The organism is Allotamlana fucoidanivorans (assembly GCF_045788535.1).
Classification (GTDB): Bacteria; Bacteroidota; Bacteroidia; order Flavobacteriales; family Flavobacteriaceae; genus Allotamlana; species Allotamlana fucoidanivorans.
On sequence record NZ_CP074074.1, the window covers coordinates 355,949 to 380,000 of the forward strand.

General features: G+C 35.8%; 14 protein-coding genes, 1 tRNA gene and 2 rRNA genes (1 of these 17 only partly in view). 4 read left to right on the forward strand and 13 right to left on the reverse strand.

Annotated features, from left to right (window positions below; genetic code table 11):
• Window positions 1-21: 21 nt before the first annotated feature.
• Window positions 22-2,235: a S9 family peptidase gene (locus KFZ70_RS01755; protein WP_139696838.1), complete on the reverse strand. Its 2,214-nt coding sequence runs from the start codon at window positions 2,233-2,235 to the stop codon at window positions 22-24.
• Window positions 2,236-2,473: 238 nt separating this feature from the next.
• Here KFZ70_RS01755 and KFZ70_RS01760 point away from each other — a divergent pair, with 238 nt between their 5' ends.
• The 3 genes from KFZ70_RS01760 to KFZ70_RS01770 are packed head-to-tail and all read left to right on the forward strand — an operon-like array spanning window position 2,474 to window position 5,706.
• On the forward strand, window positions 2,474-3,802 hold the full coding sequence (locus KFZ70_RS01760) for a hydroxymethylglutaryl-CoA reductase, degradative (RefSeq protein ID WP_139696840.1): 1,329 nt from the start codon (window positions 2,474-2,476) through the stop codon (window positions 3,800-3,802).
• Window positions 3,792-4,706, forward strand: coding sequence for a GYDIA family GHMP kinase (locus KFZ70_RS01765; protein WP_139696841.1), 915 nt, complete (start codon window positions 3,792-3,794; stop codon window positions 4,704-4,706). Before KFZ70_RS01760 ends, KFZ70_RS01765 begins: the two co-directional genes overlap by 11 nt.
• A 4-nt stretch (window positions 4,707-4,710) precedes the next feature.
• Window positions 4,711-5,706 carry a lipid A-modifier LpxR family protein gene (locus KFZ70_RS01770; RefSeq protein ID WP_139696844.1) on the forward strand — a complete coding sequence of 332 codons (996 nt, stop codon included), beginning with the start codon at window positions 4,711-4,713 and terminating at the stop codon, window positions 5,704-5,706.
• 9 nt (window positions 5,707-5,715) lie between these two features.
• Here KFZ70_RS01770 and trxB read toward each other — a convergent pair whose 3' ends face one another.
• From trxB to KFZ70_RS01805, 7 genes are all read right to left on the reverse strand, one after another.
• Window positions 5,716-6,696, reverse strand: a complete 981-nt coding sequence (gene trxB / locus KFZ70_RS01775; protein WP_407515847.1) for a thioredoxin-disulfide reductase — start codon at window positions 6,694-6,696, stop codon at window positions 5,716-5,718.
• Between the two features lie 147 nt (window positions 6,697-6,843).
• Window positions 6,844-8,973 carry a SurA N-terminal domain-containing protein gene (locus tag KFZ70_RS01780; protein WP_139698825.1) on the reverse strand — a complete coding sequence of 710 codons (2,130 nt, stop codon included), beginning with the start codon at window positions 8,971-8,973 and terminating at the stop codon, window positions 6,844-6,846.
• Window positions 8,974-9,106: 133 nt separating this feature from the next.
• On the reverse strand, window positions 9,107-10,396 hold the full coding sequence (locus KFZ70_RS01785; protein WP_139698824.1) for a hemolysin family protein: 1,290 nt from the start codon (window positions 10,394-10,396) through the stop codon (window positions 9,107-9,109).
• Between the two features lie 261 nt (window positions 10,397-10,657).
• Entirely contained in the window at window positions 10,658-11,215 is a 558-nt protein-coding gene (gene lptC, locus KFZ70_RS01790; protein WP_139698822.1) for an LPS export ABC transporter periplasmic protein LptC, read from the reverse strand.
• Window positions 11,215-12,594, reverse strand: a complete 1,380-nt coding sequence (locus KFZ70_RS01795) for a hypothetical protein (RefSeq protein WP_139698821.1) — start codon at window positions 12,592-12,594, stop codon at window positions 11,215-11,217. Before KFZ70_RS01795 ends, lptC begins: the two co-directional genes overlap by 1 nt.
• Before the next feature lie 18 nt (window positions 12,595-12,612).
• Window positions 12,613-13,923 (reverse strand): hypothetical protein, encoded by a 1,311-nt coding sequence (locus KFZ70_RS01800; RefSeq protein ID WP_139698820.1) that lies wholly within the window; start codon window positions 13,921-13,923, stop codon window positions 12,613-12,615.
• Entirely contained in the window at window positions 13,920-14,651 is a 732-nt protein-coding gene (locus KFZ70_RS01805; RefSeq protein ID WP_139698819.1) for a type III pantothenate kinase, read from the reverse strand. The genes KFZ70_RS01800 and KFZ70_RS01805 overlap by 4 nt, the downstream gene beginning before the upstream one ends.
• 183 nt (window positions 14,652-14,834) lie before the next feature.
• Here KFZ70_RS01805 and KFZ70_RS01810 point away from each other — a divergent pair.
• Window positions 14,835-14,907 (forward strand) — tRNA-Phe (locus KFZ70_RS01810).
• Between the two features lie 767 nt (window positions 14,908-15,674).
• Here the strand turns inward: KFZ70_RS01810 and KFZ70_RS01815 are convergent.
• The 5 genes from KFZ70_RS01815 to KFZ70_RS01835 all read right to left on the reverse strand — a co-directional run.
• Window positions 15,675-17,024 (reverse strand): efflux transporter outer membrane subunit, encoded by a 1,350-nt coding sequence (locus KFZ70_RS01815; protein ID WP_139698818.1) that lies wholly within the window; start codon window positions 17,022-17,024, stop codon window positions 15,675-15,677.
• Complete coding sequence (locus tag KFZ70_RS01820; RefSeq protein ID WP_139698817.1) at window positions 17,024-20,134, reverse strand: efflux RND transporter permease subunit; 3,111 nt, start codon at window positions 20,132-20,134, stop codon at window positions 17,024-17,026. The genes KFZ70_RS01815 and KFZ70_RS01820 overlap by 1 nt, the downstream gene beginning before the upstream one ends.
• Entirely contained in the window at window positions 20,131-21,321 is a 1,191-nt protein-coding gene (locus tag KFZ70_RS01825) for an efflux RND transporter periplasmic adaptor subunit (protein ID WP_139698816.1), read from the reverse strand. Before KFZ70_RS01825 ends, KFZ70_RS01820 begins: the two co-directional genes overlap by 4 nt.
• Before the next feature lie 243 nt (window positions 21,322-21,564).
• Window positions 21,565-21,672: ribosomal RNA gene (gene rrf / locus KFZ70_RS01830) — 5S ribosomal RNA — on the reverse strand.
• 155 nt (window positions 21,673-21,827) lie between these two features.
• Window positions 21,828-24,052 (reverse strand): 23S ribosomal RNA (locus KFZ70_RS01835); it runs 592 nt beyond the window's last position.

Below are 24,052 nucleotides of genomic sequence, written 5' to 3' on the forward strand. Positions count from 1 at the left end.
TGAATTTGTCATAAAATTTTTCTAGTTAATTGGTTGTGTTATTTTTCCTTTGTTTTTGCCCAAGGTTTTATCTATAAATTTCGTCATTTTTCTGTATAAATGTAGACTTGTATTGCCTCCGTAAATACCATGATTCTTGTCGGGATAAATAGCCATTTCAAAATCTTTATCTGCCTGAATAAGGGCTTCAGACAAACGCATGGTATTTTGCACATGTACATTATCATCCCCAGAACCATGAATTAGCAGAAAATCCCCTTTTAATTTATCAACGTGCCATATTGGTGAGTTCTCATCATACCCCTTAGAGTTTTCTTGAGGAGTTCTTAAATAACGTTCAGTATAAACAGAGTCATAAAAACGCCAACTTGTTACTGGCGCTACAGCAATAGCCATTTTAAAAACATCGGCTCCTTTAAACAAACAATTAGCACTCATAAAACCACCATAACTCCAGCCCCAAATACCTATACTTTGAGCATCAATATACGGTAATTTTCCGAGTTCTTTGGCTGCTTGTATTTGATCTTCTACCTCAAATTTCCCTAAGGATTTATAGGTAACTTTCTTAAAATTGGCTCCTAAATACCCTGTTCCTCTTCCATCTACGCAAGCAATTACATATCCTTTTTGTGCTAAGTATTGAAACCAATAGTCACGTGAGCTTGTCCATGTGTTTGAAACTCGCTGAGATCCTGGGCCTGAATACTGAAACATAAGTAAGGGATAGGATTTTGACTCATCAAAATCTAGTGGTTTTATCATCCACATATTCAGTTCGTTCCCATTAACACTAAGTGTACTAAATTCCTTTTGCGGAAGTTTATATTCAGAAACGGTTTGTTTTAAAGCGGCATTGTCTTTTATAACTTTAACCAGCTTTCCCGTTTTTGAACTATGTAAAGTATACTGCGTTGGCGTTGTAGCGTTGGAATAGGTATTTATAAATAAAGAAAAATCGGCACTAAAGTCGGCAGCATTGGTTCCTAACTGGTTTGTTAATCGTGTTTTTGATCTTCCGTTTAGATGGATAGCATAAACATCTCGGTTTATTGAACCATTTTCTACAGATTGATAGAAAATCCGTTCGGTGTTTTCATCGAATCCATAATAATTTGTAACCTCCCAATTTCCTTTTGTTACCTGGTTTACAAGTTTTCCAGAGACATCATAATGATATATATGATTGAAACCATCCTTTTCACTCGTCCAAATAAAACTATTGTTGGGTAAAAAAGTTAAATTATCTGTAACTTCAACATAGGCTTGATCTCTTTCTTCTATAACCAAATTAGCGGTATTTGAAGTTACATTAATCATCCATAAATCTAAAGCATTCTGATGACGGTTCAGGTATTGCGCACTTAAAACATCAGGATGATTTGTCCATTTAATTCTAGGAATGTAAAAATCATGATAGGGTTTGCCAACCTCTATTTGTTCAACCGTATTTTTTTCTAAATTTGAAATATGAAGTGATACTATTGCATTGGCTTCGCCCGCTTTTGGATATTTAAAAACTTGTTGTTTTGGGTACAAGTCTGTTCCGTAAATATCCATAGAAAATTCAGGAACCTGAGTTTCATCAAACCTTAAAAAGGCAATCTTATTCCCATCCACATTCCAATCAAATGCTCTAACAAAACCAAATTCTTCCTCATAAACCCAATCGGCAACCCCATTTATAATTTTATTTTTCTCGCCATCAAATGTAACTTGCGTGGTGGTACCATCCTGTAAATCTTTCACAAATAAATTATTGCTTTTAACAAAAGCCACTTTGGTACCATCAGGAGAAAATGTAGGTTCTTGAATTCTTTCTTTTGAAATTAGCATCATTGATTTATCAGTCACATCATAAACAAAATAATGTCCTAAAACCGAATGTCTGTAAATTGATGCTTCATTAATAGCCAGAATAATCTTTTTCTCATCTGGGCTAAAAATATAGTTTGTAAAATATGGCAACACCTCTAAATCTGTTGAACTCACTAAAGTTTTAACTTTTTCTGTGGTTTTATAATCATAAATATCAATAGAAGTGGCACCTGAAACGTTATCAAAATTTAGCACAGAATATTGCTGTCCGTTCGTCATAGAATGCAGTACATCTAAGTATTCTTGTTGAAAGGTTCCATGTTTCCAAATATCTTCTAGGGTAAGTTCTTTAGTTTGCGCACATAAAAATGACGTTATAAACGCACAAAAAACACAAGAGAATTTTAAATATTTCATGCAGTGTATCAACTATTTCTTTGGGTATATAGCCTTTTTAAACACCAAAATATTGAAGTTATAGATTATTTAATTCTAGATAATTTATCCTTTCAACTATTTATTTTACAAAAGGCTGTCAAGATTACTAAAAATTCTTCAAAAAACCTTTTTATTAACACTTAAATAACACCATTTTAAAACATTTCATTACAAATTAACACTAAGATAGTATCTTTGTGTTTCAAATTAATATATTATGAGCAAACCTATTGATGGCTTTTCTAAACTCTCAAAATCTAAAAAGATTGATTGGATTGTTGACACCTATTTTTCTAATACCGAAAGCGCTAAAAGTGTTTTAAAACAATATTGGAATAGCAACGAAAAATTGCAACAACTCCATGATGAGTTTATAGAAAACACCATCACTAATTACTACCTTCCGCTTGGTGTGGCCCCTAATTTTTTAATAAACAACAAGCTTTACACCATACCAATGGCCATTGAAGAAAGTTCTGTAGTGGCGGCAGCCAGTAAAGCGGCTAAGTTTTGGATGGATAGAGGCGGCTTTAAAACGAAAGTGCTTTCTACTACAAAAATAGGACAGGTGCACTTTAACTTTTTAGGCGATGTTAAAAAACTAGCCCATTTTTTTAACCACGTTAAACCGAAGTTAATTCTTGATTGCAAAGATATCACTCAAAATATGAGCAAACGTGGTGGAGGTATTTTAGATATTGAGCTACGTGATAAAACGTCTGAAATTGAACATTATTACCAACTTCATGCATCTTTTGAAACACTTGATGCTATGGGTGCCAACTTTATAAATTCTTGCCTAGAGCAATTTGCTGAAACCTTTAAAACCGAAGCTCAAAAATTTGATTTGTTTTCTGAAGAAGAGAAACAAATTGACATTATTATGAGCATTCTTTCTAATTATGTTCCAAATTGTCTGGTAAGAGCAGAAGTAAGTTGCAAGGTAGATGCCCTAGGTGATGGTGATACAATGTCAGGTAAAGATTTTGCCAAAAAATTTGTTCAAGCGGTTAACATTGCTGAGGTGGAACCTTTTAGAGCAGTTACACATAACAAAGGTATAATGAACGGTATAGATGCTGTTATTCTGGCCACTGGAAACGACTTCAGAGCTGTTGAGGCTGGCGTTCATGCTTATGCTGCCAGAAACGGCAAATATAGTAGTTTGACCCATGCTAAAGTAGAAGATGACATGTTCACGTTTTGGATTGAAATTCCTCTAGCTTTAGGTACGGTTGGAGGCCTCACAGGATTACACCCTTTAGTTAAATTAGGTTTAGAACTTTTAAACGAACCCTCTGCTAAAGAGCTCATGCAAATTGTTGCGGTAGCAGGTTTGGCTCAAAATTTTGCTGCACTGCGGTCTTTAACCACTACAGGAATTCAGCAAGGCCATATGAAAATGCACCTCATGAATATTTTAAATCAATTTGAAGCCAATGCATCCGAAAAAGAAGCTTTGGTAAAACATTTTGAAAACCATACCGTTTCCCATAGTGCTGTATCTGAAGCCTTAAACCAATTAAGATTAAATCTTGAAAAATAAAACATTTTATAGCCACGGTAAACTTTTAATCTCTGGAGAATATGTTATTCTTGATGGCGCGCTTTCTCTGGCGCTTCCTACCAAAAAAGGACAATCTTTAACTATTGAACCTCTTGATAACAATAGTATTTTATGGGAAAGTTATGATGAAAACGAAACCCTTTGGTACAAAGGCGAATTTAAAATTCATAACAACCTAAAAATTACTTCAAAATCAGAAGATGACACATCCAAAAGACTCATCCAAATATTCCATACCATAGCAGATTTAAATCCTAATGTCTTTAAAAACCAAAAAGGATTTAAAGCCATTACCAAGTTAGAATTTCCAACAAACTGGGGCCTAGGAACCTCATCTACACTTATAAACAACTTAGCACAATATGCTTGTGTAAATCCGTATAAACTCTTAGAAATGACTTTTGGTGGTAGTGGCTACGATATTGCATGTGCCCAAAATGACACATCAATCACGTATAAATTAAACGGAAAAACACCAGTTATTGTTCCTGTTGATTTCAATCCTGATTTTAAAAATCATTTATTCTTTGTTCATCTTAATAAAAAACAAAATAGCAGAGAAGGTATAAAGCATTACAAAGCTTATAGAAGCCATATTGAACCTAAATTGAAAGAAATCAGCCTTTTAACGCAACAAATATTAGACTCAAAAACCTTGACTCATTTTGAAGCCTTAATTGAAAAACATGAAACCATAATCGCAGAAGTGACTAAACAAACTTCAGTAAAAACCTTGTTTTTTAGTGATTTTCCTGGTAGTATAAAAAGTTTAGGTGCCTGGGGCGGTGATTTCATTTTAGCAGCATCAAAAGAAAATCCTACTTCGTACTTTAAACAAAAAGGATTTCATACCATAATTGCCTATCAAGACATGATTTTGTAAAGCCATGAAACAGTATATTTTTTTTAACCCTCTTGTTCTTGTTTTTGGAGTATACTGTTTACTGTCATCGTCTCATATAGAAGCTCAGGAAAATGACACATTCAAATATGCTTTTGAAGCATCAACAGATAACGATGCACTTGGCATTTGGGAAAATTATGATCGGTATTATACCTTTGGCATTGGACTAAAGTTTTACTTTAAATCAGAACAATTTTTAGGCCTTCAAAAACTATTTCCCTCTAAAAAACATTACTTTTTTGATGTTGAATTACGTTCTGAAGGCTACACTCCAACTAGAAAATCCTTTTCAAAGGAAGAAATTCTTTCAGACACCCTTAAATTTGAACGTCCTTTTGCTGGCCTACTTTATACAAAACTTAATACCACATACACGTTTGAACGTTCTTTTGTGAAATCTGAATTGTTATTAGGTATAATGGGACCTTCAGCATTTGCCGCAGAAATTCAAAACTGGTTACACAAATATTTACCAACAAGTGATTTGGTTGAAGGCTGGGAATATCAACTTCCCAACCAACTTATTGTTAACTTTAATATAAAAACGGCTTGCGATTTAACGCCTAACTCCAAATTATTTGATATTTACGCCGCAGGAGAAGCAAGGTTTGGCAATTTATATATTGACGCAACTCCAAGTCTTGGGTTTCGATTTGGAAAATTTAATACCCTTACCGAATCTTCTGCTTTTAACAACGATTTACTAGCCTCATTTACCGCGAGGGAGTTCTTTTTACAAACGAATATTTCAACTACTTTAGCAGCCTTTAATGGCACCGCTCAAGGTAAAATGTTTGGACCTAAATACAAATATGCACTAGACCATATTCATCAGGCACATGCCGTCATATCAAATACTGTCTATATAACAAGAAAGCGATACACCATAAGTTTCCAACATAACATGGTCTTCGGAAAAGTTATCCCAAAATCACGACACATTTATGGGGTACTTAATTTGAGGTATCGCTTTAATTAAATTTCTATATTAATTATATGTAGACGTCGCTACTTCAAAATTAGCATCTTTAGCGGCTAAATAACGTTCGGCATCTAAAGCGGCCATACAACCTGTACCTGCTGCTGTTACTGCTTGCCTATAAACATGATCTGCAGCATCGCCTGACACAAACACACCTTCTATATTCGTTTTTGATGTCCCTGGCTCATTCACAATATAACCCGTTGCATCTAATTTTAAATAGTCTTTAAAAATATCTGTATTCGGTTTATGTCCAATCGCTACAAAAAATCCTGTGGCTGGAATGTCCTGCTTCTCATTGGTTTTATTATTGAAAACACGAACCCCTGTTACTACTTGTCCGTCTCCTAAAACTTCATCTGTCTCGGTGTTAAATAGTATCTCTATATTTTCTGTATTTTGAACTCTAGCTGCCATGATTTTTGAAGCTCTAAATTCATCTCTACGCACCAACATCGTTACTTTTTTACAAAGCTTTGACAAATAATGGGCTTCCTCACAGGCTGAATCTCCTGCGCCTACTATAACCACTTCCTGATTTCTATAAAAGAAGCCATCACAAACCGCACAGGCCGATACTCCTCCGCCCAGTTGTAAATACTTTTGCTCAGATTCTAAGCCCAGATATTTCGCTGAAGCTCCTGTTGAAATAATCACCGTATCACAATGTATTTCTTTCTCTTCATTAACCCATACTTTATGAATAGCACTTGAAAAATCAACTTTTGTAATCCAACCATCTCTAATATCGGCTTCAAAACGCTGGGCTTGAGCTTGTAATTGCATCATCATTTCTGGACCTGTAACCCCTTCTGGATAGCCTGGAAAATTCTCAACTTCATTGGTGGTTGTTAATTGACCGCCTGGTTGTGTCCCTTGATACAATACGGGATTCATATTAGCTCTTGCTGCATAGATTGCCGCTGTATATCCTGCTGGACCTGACCCTATAATTAAGCATTTTACGCGTTCTATTGTTTCTGACATATCTTATTTATTTAACTATACAAAAGTAGGTTTTTTGATAGAAAACTTACAGCTAAGTTATCAACAGTTATTATCTTAAAATAACATTAACCGATACAAAAAAACCTCGCTATAACGAGGTTTTTTTGTACTTATTTAATTTTGTTGTTATTGCACTTGCGATTTTGCTCTATTATCTTCAATCTCTGCAGCATTTTTTAAAGCATTGTACAACTTAGTATTTACAACATTAGACTTTTGTTGCTCTACGCGGTTGGCTGCGGCCTGATAATTATCTAACTCAACAGCAGGCGTTACTTTGGTTACTTGAATCATATACATACCTCTATCGCCTTCAATCAATTCAGAAGTTTCTCCTGCTTCAAGACCAAATGCAGAACCAACTACCAAAGGTTCTCTACCAGCTCCAGAAATAGTAGGGCTCTTCATGTTAATTCCTGTAGCTGTTTTTACCGTTGTATTTTCAGCAGCAGCCAAATCTTCTAATGTGCTAGCAGAAACGCGATCTTTAATTATTTCGGCTTTCTTTTGTTTTCTAACTATTGGTAATACGCTAGCGGTAGCATCTTCAACTGACATTAAGCCTTTTTCATGTTTTGCTACTAATTGCGCAATAACATACCCTCCTGGCACATTAAAACGTTTAATATCGCCTATTGCAACATCTTCTTCAAAAGCCCATCTTACAATTGGTCTTTGGTTGCCTACGCCTGGTATATTTTCATCAAGTACTTTTATACCATTTACAGGTCTTACTGCAAAGCCACTCTCTTTAGATAAATTTTCAAAATCACCTTTACCTGCATTAATTTCAAAACTTGAAGCTTCTCTAAACACTTTATCTGTAGTAGATTCAGAGGGTTCAATGCGTCTAGCAATAGTTCCTACTTGAACTGCTTTCTTCTTATCTTTTTGACCTTCAATCTCAATAATATGAAATCCGAACACTGTTTTTACAACACCTAAATCACCCGTTTTGCCTTCAAATTCAAAATCGTTGAATTCAGGAACCATTGTATTATATGGATGCCAGTCATATCTTCCTTCTCTCGCTACACTTCCTTGATCAGATGAAAATTCTTTAACAAACTCAGGAAATTTAGAACGGTTAGATTTCAAAATACTTAAAAGGCTATCAGCAGTTTTCTTAGCCTCTGCTTCTGTTTGAGTCACATTGGCTGCAGCACTTTGAGATCCGATATACGGAATTAAAATATGTCTTACTTTGGCTGAATCTGGAATTTGTTTAACCGCTACTACTTTTGACACTTTAAAATACCCATCGTGTTTATAAGGCCCAAATACTTCACCTTCATTCAAATTATAAATATCATCAGCAAACTCAGTTGGTAGACTTGCTTTAAATACAAAACGATCATTAAATTTTATATCTGATGCTGCAATAGAATTAATATACTCTTCATTATTTTTAACTTTAGAAAACGCAATGATAGTATCTTTTCTTCCTGTTTCATCCACCAATCGGCCATCAATATACGTTTGAAGTTCTGCCGTTATTGCATTTTCATCTTCAACAGATGCCTTTTCTTCAAACTCTACAAAACGAATATCTCTAGAAGCTTCAACTTCAAATTGTTTTTTATGGTCTTTGATATAATCTGAAATATCAGATTTTGATACTTGAACCGTACTATCTGGAATCGAAACATATGGGATCTGAACATATTTAATATCTACTTTATTTCCTTCATATTTATGTTCTAATTCACCCTCAGCTAAAGTACCTGTTAAGCCTGCCTTTACCATATTAAAATAGTTTTGCGTTAAGGCATTTGAAGCTAACTGCTCTTCATAACTTACCCAATTTTGATAGGCTGCTGGCGAGGTTTCTTTTAAGTTTATAATGTATTCATTTAGTTTATTCTCATCAAACAAACCTGCTTCATTTAAAAACTCAGGACTTGTAGCCAAGGCTGTTTTAAGCAAATCACGCATTTGATCTTTCTCAACTGTAATGCCTAACTCTTCAAATTGAGTTTCCATAACGGCTTGTCTCACCTCCTCTTCCCAAACTCTATTCATAACTTGCGTACTAGTAGCATTAGGACCTGCTTGTCTTTGAGCTATTTCAACCTTTTGCAAAAATTCTTCTCTAGAAATATCTTTACCGTTGATGGTAGCTACTATGTTTTGTGATTTTGCAGTAAGCGCATCACTGTTTTTAAACAAATCGGCTAAAACAAAAGAAAATAATGCTAAAGCGATTATTAATATTAAGAATAGTGATCGTTGTCTTATCTTATTTAAAACTGCCATTTGTAAATTAAATTTTTTAATTAATCCTCAGGGATTTACCTGTTTAAGTTAGAGCCAATTACAGCAAACTGACCAAAATATCGTGCGCGAAAATACCATTTTCCTTTAAATAATAAAAGGAGAAGTTTGTATTTTAATCTTCTTTAATTACTTTAAGTTCTACTAGATCGATTTTAGTATTTGACACCTCTATTATGGTAAACTGAAAGTTATCAATTTTCACCACATCATTTTGCGTAGGAATCTCTTCTGTATGATTAACTATCAAGCCTCCAAGTGTTTCGTAATTCTCGCTTTCTGGTAAGTTAATTTTATAGGTTTCGTTTATATAATCCACTTCTAGTCTGGCCGAAAACTTAAACGTTTCTATCCCAAGAACCTCTTCGGTTAAATCTACAGAATCATGTTCATCTTCAATTTCTCCAAAAAGTTCCTCAACAATATCTTCAACAGTCATGATACCCGAAGTCCCCCCGTATTCATCTAAAACCACCGCAATACTTCTTCGTTTTTTTGTAAGCACACTAAGTACGTCTTTTATAAGTACGGTTTCAGGAACAAACTCCACTGGAGTTATCATGGCTTTAATAGTTTTTGCTTTTTTAAATAATTCAAAAGAATGTACATAGCCTAAAATATCATCAATAGTGTCTTTATAGACCAATATTTTAGTGCGACCTGTTTCCGTAAAAAGGGCATTTAAATCTTTAATAGAATCATTAATATCAACCGCAATAATTTCCGTTCTAGGAACCATCACTTCTCGCGCTTTAACCTCAGAAAACTCTAAGGCATTTTGAAAAATTTGAATCTCGCTATCTACTTCTTCATCGGCTTCAACAGATTCCATTTGTTCACTAATATAGTTTCCCAATTCTACTTTTGTAAATGCCATTTGAATTTGGTCGCCTTCGGTTTTAAAAAACACTTTTAGAATAAAATCTGAAATCCAAATTATAAAATCTGAAATCAGCGAAAACAACACATAAAACAAATACGCTGGAACAGCTAATATCTTAATAAGACTGTTGGCGTAAATTTGAAAAAATACTTTTGGCAAAAACTCGGCTGTAATTAGAATAACGAACGTTGAAATAATGGTTTGAGACAGCAAACTTAAGTCCGTAAATAGATAATCTAGAAAACTGTACGAGGTAGGTAATAAGGTTTGAAACCACTTAACTAAAAGGTCTCCCATAAAAAATCCATAAATTACCAATGCAATATTATTACCAATTAACATGGTAGTAATAAATTTAGACGGTTTTGCTGTAAGCTTGGTTAAGACCTTAGCCAATAAATCGTCCTGCTTTTTTTCAATTTCAATATGAATTTTATTTGAAGACACATATGCAATCTCCATTCCTGAAAAAAAAGCTGAAAGAATTAACGATGCAATTATAATAATTACATATAAAGTCATTTATTTAGAATTGGTTCTATTATCAAATTTCTTTCTAAATTTTCTTCGGAAGAAAAACATAAAGATAGCTAAAACTGCAAAACCAAAGGAAATGTAAGCACCGTTAGTACCATTGCCTAATTTTGTAATGCCATCGTATAAAAATAAGACAGCAAAAGCCAAATAAGCGTATAGAAAAATCTTAGAATACTTCATTGAAAACATATTGTATAGGGCTGTAAAGATACTCAATTTAGGAACGTTCTTTTTTGAAAAACTAAATTATTCTTCTAAAGTGATGATTCCCGTAACCTCTAAAACTTCGGCATTGGTGAAATCTGCGTTAGAATCAAAACCGTTTCCATTTATAATATCTTGTTCTGTTTTAAATGAAACAGGTTCATTGGTAAACAGCCAGCCTTTGGTTTGGTCATAAAACAGCTGTTCTGTTTTAAGAACATTATTATCATGAGTTGTAATAACCACATTGCCTCGCATATCTATTAATTGACTTTCATCATACACCAAAGCATAATCTGCAACTACGGTACTTTTTTTGTTTTCTTTATCAAAAACATATAAGGTTACACCATCAACAAATTCCCTAAAAGGAAAATCTCTGTTGGTATAATCAAGAGCTTTAGTGCTCAATAAATTGGCCTCTACCCTACCAGAATCTGTATACTTTAAATTTAAATTGAAATCTATACCAATAGGTTCATTATCAGATATGCCAATTTTTTGAACCTGTTGTATACTATTATTGCATGAAAACAACATAGTCACAACAATTGCTGTGACTATGTTTAAGATATTATAATAGTTTTTTTGTGGTTTCATTAAATATTTGGCACCTTCACCGATGCACCAATCCAACATCCAATGTTAATAGTTTCACCTGCGCGCCCAGAGCTAAATACCTCACCTTTACTTGGCGCTTTAGCTTTATAGTTTGCAACCGACTTAGCAGCAGCACTTTTTAAAGTAGCATCTACTCTTGCGGCTTTTTGAGCTTCTTCAGCAGCTAACCAATATACAGCTCTTTTATCAAAGTTAGTTTCACCACAATTATTAGCACTAGCAGCATACATAGCAGCAATAGCAATATATGGTCTACCGTTTGAAGGGTTAAGTTTCAAGGCCTGTCTGTAATAGTTTCTTGCACTACCATAGCTTCCTTTTGCTTTTAGCTTTGTAGCTATTCTGTAATACAATTTAGATTTTTTGAAATCATCAGTTTCAAGGCTGATAGCTTGCTCAAAGAATTTAATAGCCTCAGTGGTTTTGTTTTCTTTGTCTTTTAATAACCCTAAGTAATAGGCTGAATTAGCAGAAGGGCTTAATTCATGATACGCATTTACTAACTTGAAGAATAAAGGATCACCAGTACAATCCTTTTCAGACATTTTCCCTGCCGCTCTTTGTAACCAAACCGCATTGGTTTTATTGGCTTCAAAATCTCTTTGATATAATGGTATTAAGTTTTCGCAATTTGCTCTATCCCCTAATTTTTGATCTATACTTCCAGATATTTGATCATAGGCTTTTAAATAGCTCTCATAATATTTTTTGTATTTCTCTTCTTTCTTAGTGATAGCAGTTCCCGCTTCTTCTTTTTCAATTATTTTATTTAATTTTTCAGAATACTCTTTTTGCTCTTCTTCAACTTTTTCAAAAATATCATCATATTTATTAAACAAGTCACTCGCTGGTTTTTTTCCTGCATCAAACAAATCAACCATTAGAGAGAAATATGTGTATAAACTTTTTGGGTTTGTAAACGTCTTTTTATCTAACTTATAAGCGGCATCAAAACATTCATACAACTCCTCATTGGTTTTATTTAACTCTTTTCTATAGTCATACATCAATTGACAAGCTTTTGCTGCATACTCCCCTTTTGGTGTTTTACTAGCAAAATGCTCTCCTCTTTGCTCCCATAACTTTACAAGATCATTTATAAACGCCACCTTTTCTGCGCCTGTTGATTGTTCAATTTTATGATCTAATATTTTTTCTCCATCTACATAAATAGCATTGTTAAATTTTGGACACTTATTTCTTACAGCCATCCAAGGCTCATAAGCTGCATCATAATTTTTTGCCTTTACATATTCATGGAATATAGAAAGTTTTGTAATACATTCTTCATCTTGCTGTGCAAAGCCAAAACTTAATCCTATAAACAATAAAAAAAGTGATGTAATTTTTGTTTTCATGATAATAATTTTCTTCTGTTAATCATATTTCCTTTTGTTGAACCATCTATCGTTCAAAGATAGACTTAATTGGAAATTAATAAAATTCTCTTGTATTAAATTGCTCTTTTTTGTGCCTCTTTTACCAATTTCTATACCAATATTTGCATTTGATAACAATCTTGAATCGCCAACAGGTAATCCTACTCCAAAAGACATGCCAAACTCATTTATAGATTCGTCATTAATTACCAAACCTGTTTTTTCCATTCTTAAACCTGCCCTATACACACCGCGCTTTAAAAAACTGTTAAAAGAATTATATTGCGGAATAAAAAACCCACCAATAGATAGTACAGAACCATCTTCATAGGCTGTATCAATGCTATCATATAAAGGATTAGAAAAATCGCTCGTTTTTTGTGTGGTATATTCTGCACCCAAGAACCAACTTCTCTGCTGCCCTATCCCTATACCAAATGACGTTTTTGCAGGTAAAACCAAATCTGTTTCCAACAAACCTAAAGCCTCTAAATCTACATTCACGGTATTAATAGCAAACTCTTGCCCCGTATTTGAATTAACGGTTATGGTTGAAAATGACCTTTCATTTTTAGAAGCTATACTACTTTCTGGGGTATAAGTAACACCTGTAACCAACTCTAGCTTATCTGTTACCATCGCTTTATATGACAAACCAATATTCAAACTCAAACCACTTAAATCTGATCTATTATTTTCACGAGACTGAAACTGTACTGGGACACCATTATCATACTGAAAAGCGACTATATTATTTTTTACATTTCCGAAGTTATAATTTAAATCGGCTCCAATTGACAATCCTTTTGCTATTAAATAACCTGCTCCAAAATACACACGATTAAGTCCTCCTTCTCCTGTAAACTTGTTTTCAGGGTTACCATCACCATTTAAAGACTCCAGTTTATACCCCACTGAAGTGTAGGGTAAAATACCAAACCCGAAACCTAACTTACCTACTGGAATGGACAGCGCCACATAACTTAACGAAGTGGCTGAAGCCCTCCCTTTACTGGTTTCACTTTCTAAGCTAGTGCTCTGGTAACCACCACCAACAGCAAATTTTACCGGTCTACTTTCATCTCCCCAAATAGCCAAATTCTCTCCAGCATACGACGCTGGATTTTTAAGGTTAACATGTATACTATCGGTATAAATACTCAAACCTCCCATGGATCTGTTTTCAACTGTACCCTTAAAGTTTAAAGTACCAATACCATAAAAAGAATAAGGAGATGCGGTGGCCTGTTGACTATAACTCTGAATTGCAAAAAAAGCAATAAAAACTAATACCAGTTTTTTGATCATTCGTTTGAATTAATTTGTAAAATATAGTTCAATCCCTCTAAAAGAAAATTAGAATGGGCAAATATGCTACTTTTTAATTGTTTAGACAAAAATTTAGCATCGCCTCCTGTTAAAATAACTGTTAAATCTGAATATTTATCTTGATATTGAGCTATTGCGCCTTCTATTTCATTAATAACACCAAAAACAACTCCTGAATGCATACATTCTGTTGTGGAATTTCCTGTAATGCTCTGGGGCATTGACAACTTTAATAACGGTAAATTTGCGGTTAAATTATTTAAGCTTTTGTATCTCATCATTAAGCCTGGTGCTATGGCGCCTCCCAAGTATTGTTTTTGACTATTTACAAAATCATAAGTAATACAAGTACCTGCATCAATGATGAGTGTATTATTATTGGGATATAAATTTATTGCAGCACTTACAAGGGCAATTCTATCAACCCCGAGTGTCTTAGGCGTTTTATATTGATTATGAAAAGGTAATAGGGTATCAACACCCAAAATTAATGTATCAAATTCACCTTGAATGGATGCTATTTGATACTGATTCAATTGACCAACGGAAGAAATGATAGCTTTATTAAGATTTGAATATCTTGCTTTTAACACAGAAATTGCCTCTAAAACAGCTTTTAAACGAATGACCTCTCGATATTGAATCTCATCACTTTTAAAAACGGCCAATTTCACAAAAGAATTTCCTACATCAATAACTAAATTCATTCCAGCTTATAAAAGCCGTAAATTTACTAAAACTGACTCATATAAATTCACCTAAAACGGTATAATTCTAGTAGCTAAACAATTAGCGAAATTCTTAAAAAATATTATAAAAAAACTAAAATTTTTAGAAATTTATTTTGGCTAATAACAAATTTGAACATATATTTGCAACCGCTTTAGCGAGGTACCTTAGCTCAGTTGGTAGAGCAAAGGACTGAAAATCCTTGTGTCCCTGGTTCGATTCCTGGAGGTACCACTTAAATTAACCCTTATTTGTTTGAAAATCAAACTTTTAAGGGTTTTTTGTTTCTTTAAAGGGACAACATTCGGGACAACATCGAATAATTTGCTTCAAAATTAACGTACTTATGTCGACTTCCCCTAAATAGAACTGTTAGTTTTTCCAAAACCAATTGAATAATTATAGGGAGAGTTGTGACTGCGATTATACCTAAAGTATTCCATATAGCCTTTATACCTATAGGCAAAGTAGGGATACCTGATATTTTACTATTTATTTCAAGTAGTGAATTGTATTTACTGGTATCAATTACCTTATCCATTTTGGCTTTATTAAGCAATCCATCAATCTCTATTTGTAATAACTGTGCAATTTCATCTTTAAGGTCTCTTTTCTGATGTTGAATTTTGTTTCTAATTGGATATATGCCAATAAAATTGGACTTACTATATTAGACTGGACATTATGTTATTTCATAAAGTTGCCATAATGGATTCTTAACGTAAGTCTCAAAAATTTCTTTTTATTTTCTCACCTTTATACAACAACTTAAGACGTTAGAAAACAAATAAGCAAAACCAACCGATTACCCCTATTACTTACAGTGTTTAATCCAAATTATCCAAGTGCTACATTAGCAACTAAGTAAAAATACATCATCCATCTTCTAAACGCCTCCTTGCAGTGTTGTTGTAGATTCTTCGAATTCAAGAGGTACTACAAAAAATCCAAAAACAGTAATGTTTATGTGATTTTTTGTTTTTATAGCTTTTTGAAATTACTTACCAACCGCCTCCTAAAGCTTTATACAATTGAGTATAAGCTATTTTTTCATCTCTTATTGCATTATTTAAACGCAATTCTGCATCAAACAATACCCGTTGGGCATCTAACACATCAATATAATTTACAACACCATTGATATGTTGTAATTCTGCCAATTCTAAATAACCTCGTGCCAACTCCTCTAGGTATTCAAGAGAGCTCCTAACTTTCTTAAATTTCTTAATGGCTCCCAAAGCATTACTGGTTTCTTCAAAACTTTTAAAAACCACCTGATCATAAGCCAATATCTTTTGTTTTAAAACCGCTTGCGCTGCTTTCTGTCTTGCTTTGTATGCCCCGGCATTAAAAATAGGATTAAACAATTGAGCCGATAAATAACGATAAGGACTACTGAATAAATTTGATAAATCAGAACTTTTTACCCCAGCCTCTGCTGTTAAACTTATTTTAGGAAACATATTGGTTAATGCTACACCTACCTCTGCATTTGCAGCAATGACTTCCTGTTCAGCTTGTCTTATATCAGGTCGCTTTATTAATAGTTCCGACGGCAGCCCCATAGGAATTGTATCTGGAACTTTATATTGCTTTAATGACGTAGCCACGATAGAATCTTCAGGAAACTTCCCCATTAACGTTGCTAATCTATTATGACTTGACATGATTTTAAACTTGACGTCAGGAATTAACGTAAGTGTATTGGCCAATTGAGATTCTGCCTGCCTATAAGGTGTCTCTGAGGTAAGACCACCCAAATAGCGAAGTTTAGCCAAACGCACACCTTCTTCTCGTGCTTTTTGCGTTCGGTAAACAATTTCTAACTCTGTTTTATAAGCTGTTAACTCAAAATACGTATTAGCCACGTCTACAATTAAAGATTGTAATACGGCACTTTTAGCTTCTTCTGTAGCTAAATAATCAGCTAAAGCAGCATCTCTTTGCCACCTAATTCGTCCCCAAAGATCGAGTTCCCATGACAACCCAACAAATAATTCAGTATCGTTAGATGCATCTTCGCTTTTAACTTTTTCAGAGTCTGTTTCTCCATTTAAGCTAATGGCTGGATATAAGTCGCTTTTTGCAATTCTATTATTTTGACGAAATTCCTCCACCCGAGCAATAGCAATTTGTAAATTTCTATTATTGGCTATGGCTTCTTTAATATAGCCTTCTAAAATAGTATCGTTGAAGATTTTCCACCATTCTTTATTCGCTAAGTTTGTAGAATCTAAAGTATGTTCTGCAAACTTATCGGGCATATTTATTTGTGAGCCTTCATATTTATGGCCTATTTTACAAGCACCAAAAAACAAAATAACCATTAAATGTATAATATATTTTTTCATTACCCTTCTAGTTGTTCTGTTGATTTATTTTTAGACACATATAGAAAATAAAAGAAAAAAGGTACAGCAACAATCCCTAGCGTAATTGAAAACAACATCCCAAAAAACACACCTGTACCAATAGAATGCCTACTCGCAGCTCCAGGACCAGTAGCTACAACAAGAGGAAACATCCCCAAAATAAAAGCCAAAGAAGTCATTACAATGGGCCTGAAACGCACTTTAGCAGCATATAAAATACCTTCTAACACACCTTTACCTAATTCAAGTTGTTGTTTCGCTACTTCTGCAATTAAAATGGCATTTTTAGTTGACAGACCTATTAAGGTAACTAAGCCAATTTGAAAGTAAATATCATTCTCTAAACCAACCACCCAAATACCTACAACAGCTCCAAAAACAGCCAATGGTAACGACAAAATAACAGATATAGGAATACTCCAACTCTCATATTGCGCGGCTAAAAATAAAAACACAAACAATAAAACTAAAATCATTATGTACCCTATTTGGCCGCCTGCCTTTTTCTCTTGATAAGAGATACCACTCCATTCCATACCAAACCCCTCTGGTAATTTTTCACGTACTAAGTCTTCCAATTTTGTCATGGCTTGCCCAGTACTGTACCCATAAGCTGGTTCACCTCTAACTACCGCAGCAGTAAACATATTAAATCGCTTTATACTTCCAGGTCCTGTTGTATAACTAAAGTCGCCTATGGCGGTAACAGGTACCATACTACCATTATTTGCTCTTACAAAAAACAAATTCAAATTATCCTTATCGCGCCTAAAAGCCTCATCAGCCTGAATATTCACTCTATAAATACGATTAAACATATTAAAGTCATTGACATATAATGCGCCTAAATAAGCTTTCATAGAAGAATATACATCAGCTAGTGGAATACCTTGAAACTGGGCCGCATCCTTATTCACATCAAAATACAATTGCGGAACATCTGCTTGAAGGGACGACGATATGCCTTGTAGTTCCTTACTTTGGTTGGCATAATAAATTAAAGTATCAACTGCTTTGGCTAGTTCTTCAAAAGATGTATCTCCCTTAGCTTGCAATTGCATTTCAAATCCGCCCGAACTTCCTAACCCAGGAATAACTGCGGGTTTTGACAAATAAAACCGTACTTCGGGGTAATAATAAAACTCCTCATTTATTTCTTGCATAATAGCATCTACCGTTCCATCATCGCCATCACGCTCACTCCAATCTTTAAGCATCACGGTTAACGTGGCTCTACCTTGAGACGCCCCTACTCTAGGGCTTGATCCCGTGACATTTTGAACATTTTGAACATTAGGATTTTGAAGGATAAAATCGACCGCTCGTTCAGTGACTTCAGCGGTACGCTGCAACGTTGCTCCTTCAGGTAATTCTAGCTCAACAGTAAATTGCCCCTGGTCTTCTTCAGGAATAAAGGAACTAGGTATAGATTTAAAAAGCACAAAAATGGCAATACAAACCAAACCAAAGGCGATAAAAGTACGTTTCCTTTTCTGAATCAAAACATTTATTTTATTCAAATAATAATTTTGACCAAAATCTAGCCACCTATTTATGGCCTTAAATACTTTGTTTTTTTCTCCTGTTCTTGGCTTTAATAATAGTACACATAAGGCCGGACTGAGCGTAAGAGCCACAAGTGTTGACAATAATACAGAAATAACAATGGTTATAGAAAATTGCCTATATAATTGTCCTGAAATACCACCAAGAAAACTTACGGGTATAAAAACCGCCACCAATACAAGTGAAGTGGCTATCAATGCTCCCGATAACTCTTTCATCGCTATATGTGTGGCTTCTTTAGATGTAATACCGCGTTCTTCCATCAATCGCTCCACACTTTCCACCACCACGATAGCGTCATCAACTACAATTCCAATAGCCAAAATAAGACCTAATAAAGTTAATAGGTTTATTGAAAAACCAAAAGCTAACATGAATGTAAATGTTCCAATAAGAGATATAGGAACTGCTATAATAGGCACCAAAGTTGCCCGAAAGTTTTGAAGAGATAAGAAAACCACAAGCACCACTAAAAACAAGGCCTCAAATAATGTAATATACACTTCCTTTATGGATGCCGAAATATAATTTGTCATATCAAAAGGAATGCTATAACTAATGCCATCGGGGAAATTTTTCTTAATTTCATCCATGGCATCACGCACATTACTCGCTACATCAAGAGCATTGGCTCCTGGTAATAAATAAACGGCTAGAATAGCCGCATTTTTATTGTCGAAACCTGATTCCTGACTATAACTAGAAGCTTCTAATTCCACTCGAGCAACATCCCGTAACCTTATGATGGCTCCATTTGATTTGGCTCTAACAATCACATTTTCAAATTCTTCAACTTTTTCTAATCGTCCCGAGGTAATTAATGGCACGGTAATATCTGTAGAGGTAATCGGTTGCAGACCTAATTCTCCTGCAGCTGATTCTCTATTTTGATCTAAAATAGCATCTCTAACATCGTTAACCGTAAGCCCAAATCCGGCCATGGCATCAGGATATAACCAAACACGCATGGAGTAGTACCTACTCCCAATATTTGAGACTCTCCCTACTCCAGGAACTCTACGTAACACATCTAGTATATTAATGGTAGCATAGTTACTCAAATATATCTCATCAAATTTTTCATCGCTAGAGGTTAATGACAAGGTCAATAATTGTGATGCCGCCTGCCGTTCTATTTTAATACCATTTTGTATAACCTCGGCTGGTAATCTCGATTCGGCCAATTTCACCCTATTCTGAATATCTACCGCGGCAATCTCAGGATCTGTTCCTACATCAAAGGTCACATTAATGGTTAATGACCCCGAATTAGAACTCGTAGATTCCATGTAAATCATACCAGGCGTTCCATTTAATTCTTGCTCTATCGGTGTGGCAATGGCTTGTGCAACCGTTACCGACCCAGCTCCTGGATAACTGGCGGTTACCTTTACTAAGGGTGGTGTTATTTGTGGGTATTGCTCAATAGGCAATATTACTATGGAAATAGCACCTAACAGTACAATTAAAATTGAAATAACGATGGATAATATAGGGCGGTCAATAAAAACTCCTAATCTCATAAATTTTCTGACTTTTTATTTTGATTATTCCAAATGGAGTCATTTTCTTTTGTTGGAATTACTTTAAGTCCTGCCTGCACTTTATGTTGACCTTCAACAATAATTTGTTCATCGGCAAATAGCCCTCTTGCTACAACAACTCTTTTTTCTAATTTTTCTCCCGTTTGAATAAAACGTTTTTCTACAGTTTTATCATGCCGTAAAACATAAACAAACTCCCCTCCTTTTTCAATGATAATGGCTTTATTCGGAATTAAAATAGCATTCTCAACCACATTTAGCAACACTTTTACTTTTGTAAATTGACCGGGAAGTAGTTCACTATTAGGATTAGGAATTTCAGCTCTAAGCGCAAATGTTCCTGTTTTGGAATCTACTTGTGGATTAGCAAAATCTACGATCCCCATTATAGGATAGTCTGTTCTATCAGCCCTCGTAATACTAACTGTTGGTTTAAAAATATTTTTAGAATTATCGTTGTCTTCATCTTTTGATTGCGTTAATCCAACGTTACTTGCTTTACTTTTTAAATAGTCAAGCGAGGTCATGTGAAAATGTACAAAAACAGTATCTGTTTGAAATACCGAGGTTAATAATGACGCACCTCCAGAGCCTACTAATGTTCCTATATCTACTTGACGTTCACCAACAAAACCAGCAATGGGTGATTTCACATTAGTAAAACTGAGTTCTAGTAATGCCTGTTCTAAATCTGCCTTATACATTAAAACATTGGCTTCTTCCCGTTCCAAACTGGCTTGGGCATTATCTAAATCTAATTGACTAGCCGCTCGTTGTTCATACAATGGCTTCAAGCGTGCAATATCTCTTTTTGCTTTTGCTGCCGAGGCTTCTGCCTGTTTTACCTGAGCCTTTATTTTATTTACCCGGGCTACATATTGAGTTTCATCAATTTCAAAAAGTATCTCATCTTCATTGACAAACTTACCTTCCTTGAACAACATTTTTTCTAGAAAGCCATCAACCCTTGCTCTAATCTCTACCTTTTTCTTGGCAGCTAATTGCCCCACGTATTCTCCATATATTTTAACATTTTCTCTTACAGGAGTATCTATAGTAACAATAGGATTATGCTCTTTTTCCTCCTTACAGGAAAGACAGACATTTAGAAGTAAAAAAAATAAAGTACATGATAAAATTAATCTCAATAACCGAAATGTATTCATACAATGCGAATTGGTAGTTTATTTGATAGTAGCTCAAATTTGACCTGTATAAAGGACATAATTTGGTTAACTAAGGTATTAAATTTTTACGAAAACCACACAACATTAACCTAAGTTGTCTCTAAGGCCAAAAAAAATATTTTAAAATTTCCAGGATAGCGTAAAGGGTAAGGTATTTGTATGTTGTAAAGTTAAGGGCGTGGTAAAAAAAAATCCTCAATCTAATAAAAGATTGAGGATTAAAAAAGGCGGCGACCTACTCTTCCACAAGTGTAGTACCATCGGCGCTAATGGGCTTAACTTCTCTGTTCGGAAAGGTAAGAGGTGAGCCCCATCGCTATAACCACCTTAAATTTTTGGTTATTGGTTGTTTTTTCTGTTATTGGCTACTATAAACAAGTAACTATTAACTAACACCATTAACCGCGCTATGCGCAAATATTTTAACATATTGAAAATAAGAACATGATTAATAATTATGTTGTACTCTTTTAAAAAAACAGGCGTACAATAAGCCTATGGGTTATTAGTACTACTCGGCTATGACATTACTGCCTTTACACCTATAGCCTATCAACGTGATCATCTCTCACGACCCTTTAAAGAAATCTCATCTTGTGGTGGGTTTCGCGCTTATATGCTTTCAGCGCTTATCCCTTCCAAACGTAGCTACTCAGCAATGCCGCTGGCGCGACAACTGATACACCAGAGGTTTGTCCAACTCGGTCCTCTCGTACTAGAGTCAGATCCACTCAAATTTCTAACGCCCACTGTAGATAGAGACCGAACTGTCTCACGACGTTCTGAACCCAGCTCGCGTGCCACTTTAATGGGCGAACAGCCCAACCCTTGGGACCTTCTCCAGCCCCAGGATGTGACGAGCCGACATCGAGGTGCCAAACCCCCCCGTCGATGTGAGCTCTTGGGGGAGATCAGCCTGTTATCCCCGGCGTACCTTTTATCCTTTGAGCGATGGCCCTTCCATGCGGAACCACCGGATCACTATGCTCTACTTTCGTACCTGATCGACTTGTAGGTCTCTCAGTCAAGCTTCCTTATGCCATTGCACTCTACGCACGGTTACCAAGCGTGCTGAGGAAACCTTTAGAAGCCTCCGTTACTCTTTTGGAGGCGACCACCCCAGTCAAACTACCCACCAAGCACTGTCCTTTCATTGAAAGTTAGACTCTAGATAAGCAAAGGGTGGTATTTCAACAATGACTCCACAACACCTGGCGATGCCGCTTCAAAGTCTCCCACCTATCCTACACATTACTTATCCAAAACCAATACTAAGCTATAGTAAAGGTGCACGGGGTCTTTTCGTCCCACAGCGGGTAATCGGCATCTTCACCGATACTACAATTTCACCGAGCTCATGGCTGAGACAGTGTCCAGATCGTTGCACCATTCGTGCAGGTCGGAACTTACCCGACAAGGAATTTCGCTACCTTAGGACCGTTATAGTTACGGCCGCCGTTTACTGGGGCTTCATTTGAGATCTTCGCCGAAGCTAAACCCTCCACTTAACCTTCCAGCACCGGGCAGGTGTCAGGCCATATACATCAACTTTCGTTTTAGCATAGCCCTGTGTTTTTGATAAACAGTCGCCTGGACCTTTTCACTGCGGCCACCCCGAAGGGTGGCGACTCTTCTCCCGAAGTTACGAGTCTATTTTGCCTAATTCCTTAGCCATGAATCTCTCGAGCTCCTTAGAATTCTCATCCCAACTACCTGTGTCGGTTTAGGGTACGGGCTGCTTCTTTCGCTTTTCTTGGAAGTCGCTTCTCTGGATTATCACCGCAACCGAAGTCTTAGTGTACTATCGCCGTGTTACCACTGGCTTCAACGTGCTATTCCGTCAGCACGCACCAAATATACGCCTCCGTCACTTTTAATAAGAGCAGGTACAGGAATATTAACCTGTTGTCCATCCACTACCCCTTTCGGGTTCGCGTTAGGTCCCGACTAACCCTCAGCTGATTAGCATAGCTGAGGAAACCTTAGTCTTTCGGAGTGCGGGTTTCTCGCCCGCATTATCGTTACTTATGCCTACATTTTCTTTTGTAGATGCTCCAGCCAACCTCACAGTTAACCTTCAACGCCACTACAATGCTCCCCTACCACAATTTCTTGTCCATAGCTTCGGTAGTATGTTTATGCCCGATTATTATCCATGCAAAATCGCTCGACTAGTGAGCTGTTACGCACTCTTTAAATGAATGGCTGCTTCCAAGCCAACATCCTAGCTGTCAAAGCAATTTCACCTCGTTTTTTCAACTTAACATACATTTGGGGACCTTAGCTGATGGTCTGGGTTCTTTCCCTCTCGGACATGGACCTTAGCACCCATGCCCTCACTGCTGATAAACATTTTATAGCATTCGGAGTTTGTCAGGAATTGGTAGGCGGTGAAGCCCCCGCATCCAATCAGTAGCTCTACCTCTATAAAACTATAATCAACGCTGCACCTAAATGCATTTCGGGGAGTACGAGCTATTTCCGAGTTTGATTGGCCTTTCACCCCTACCCACAGGTCATCCGAAGACTTTTCAACGTCAACCGGTTCGGTCCTCCACTGTATGTTACTACAGCTTCAACCTGCCCATGGGTAGATCACACGGTTTCGCGTCTACCACTACTAACTATACGCCCTATTCAGACTCGCTTTCGCTACGGATCCAGTACTGAATACCTTAACCTTGCTAGAAACGGTAACTCGTAGGCTCAT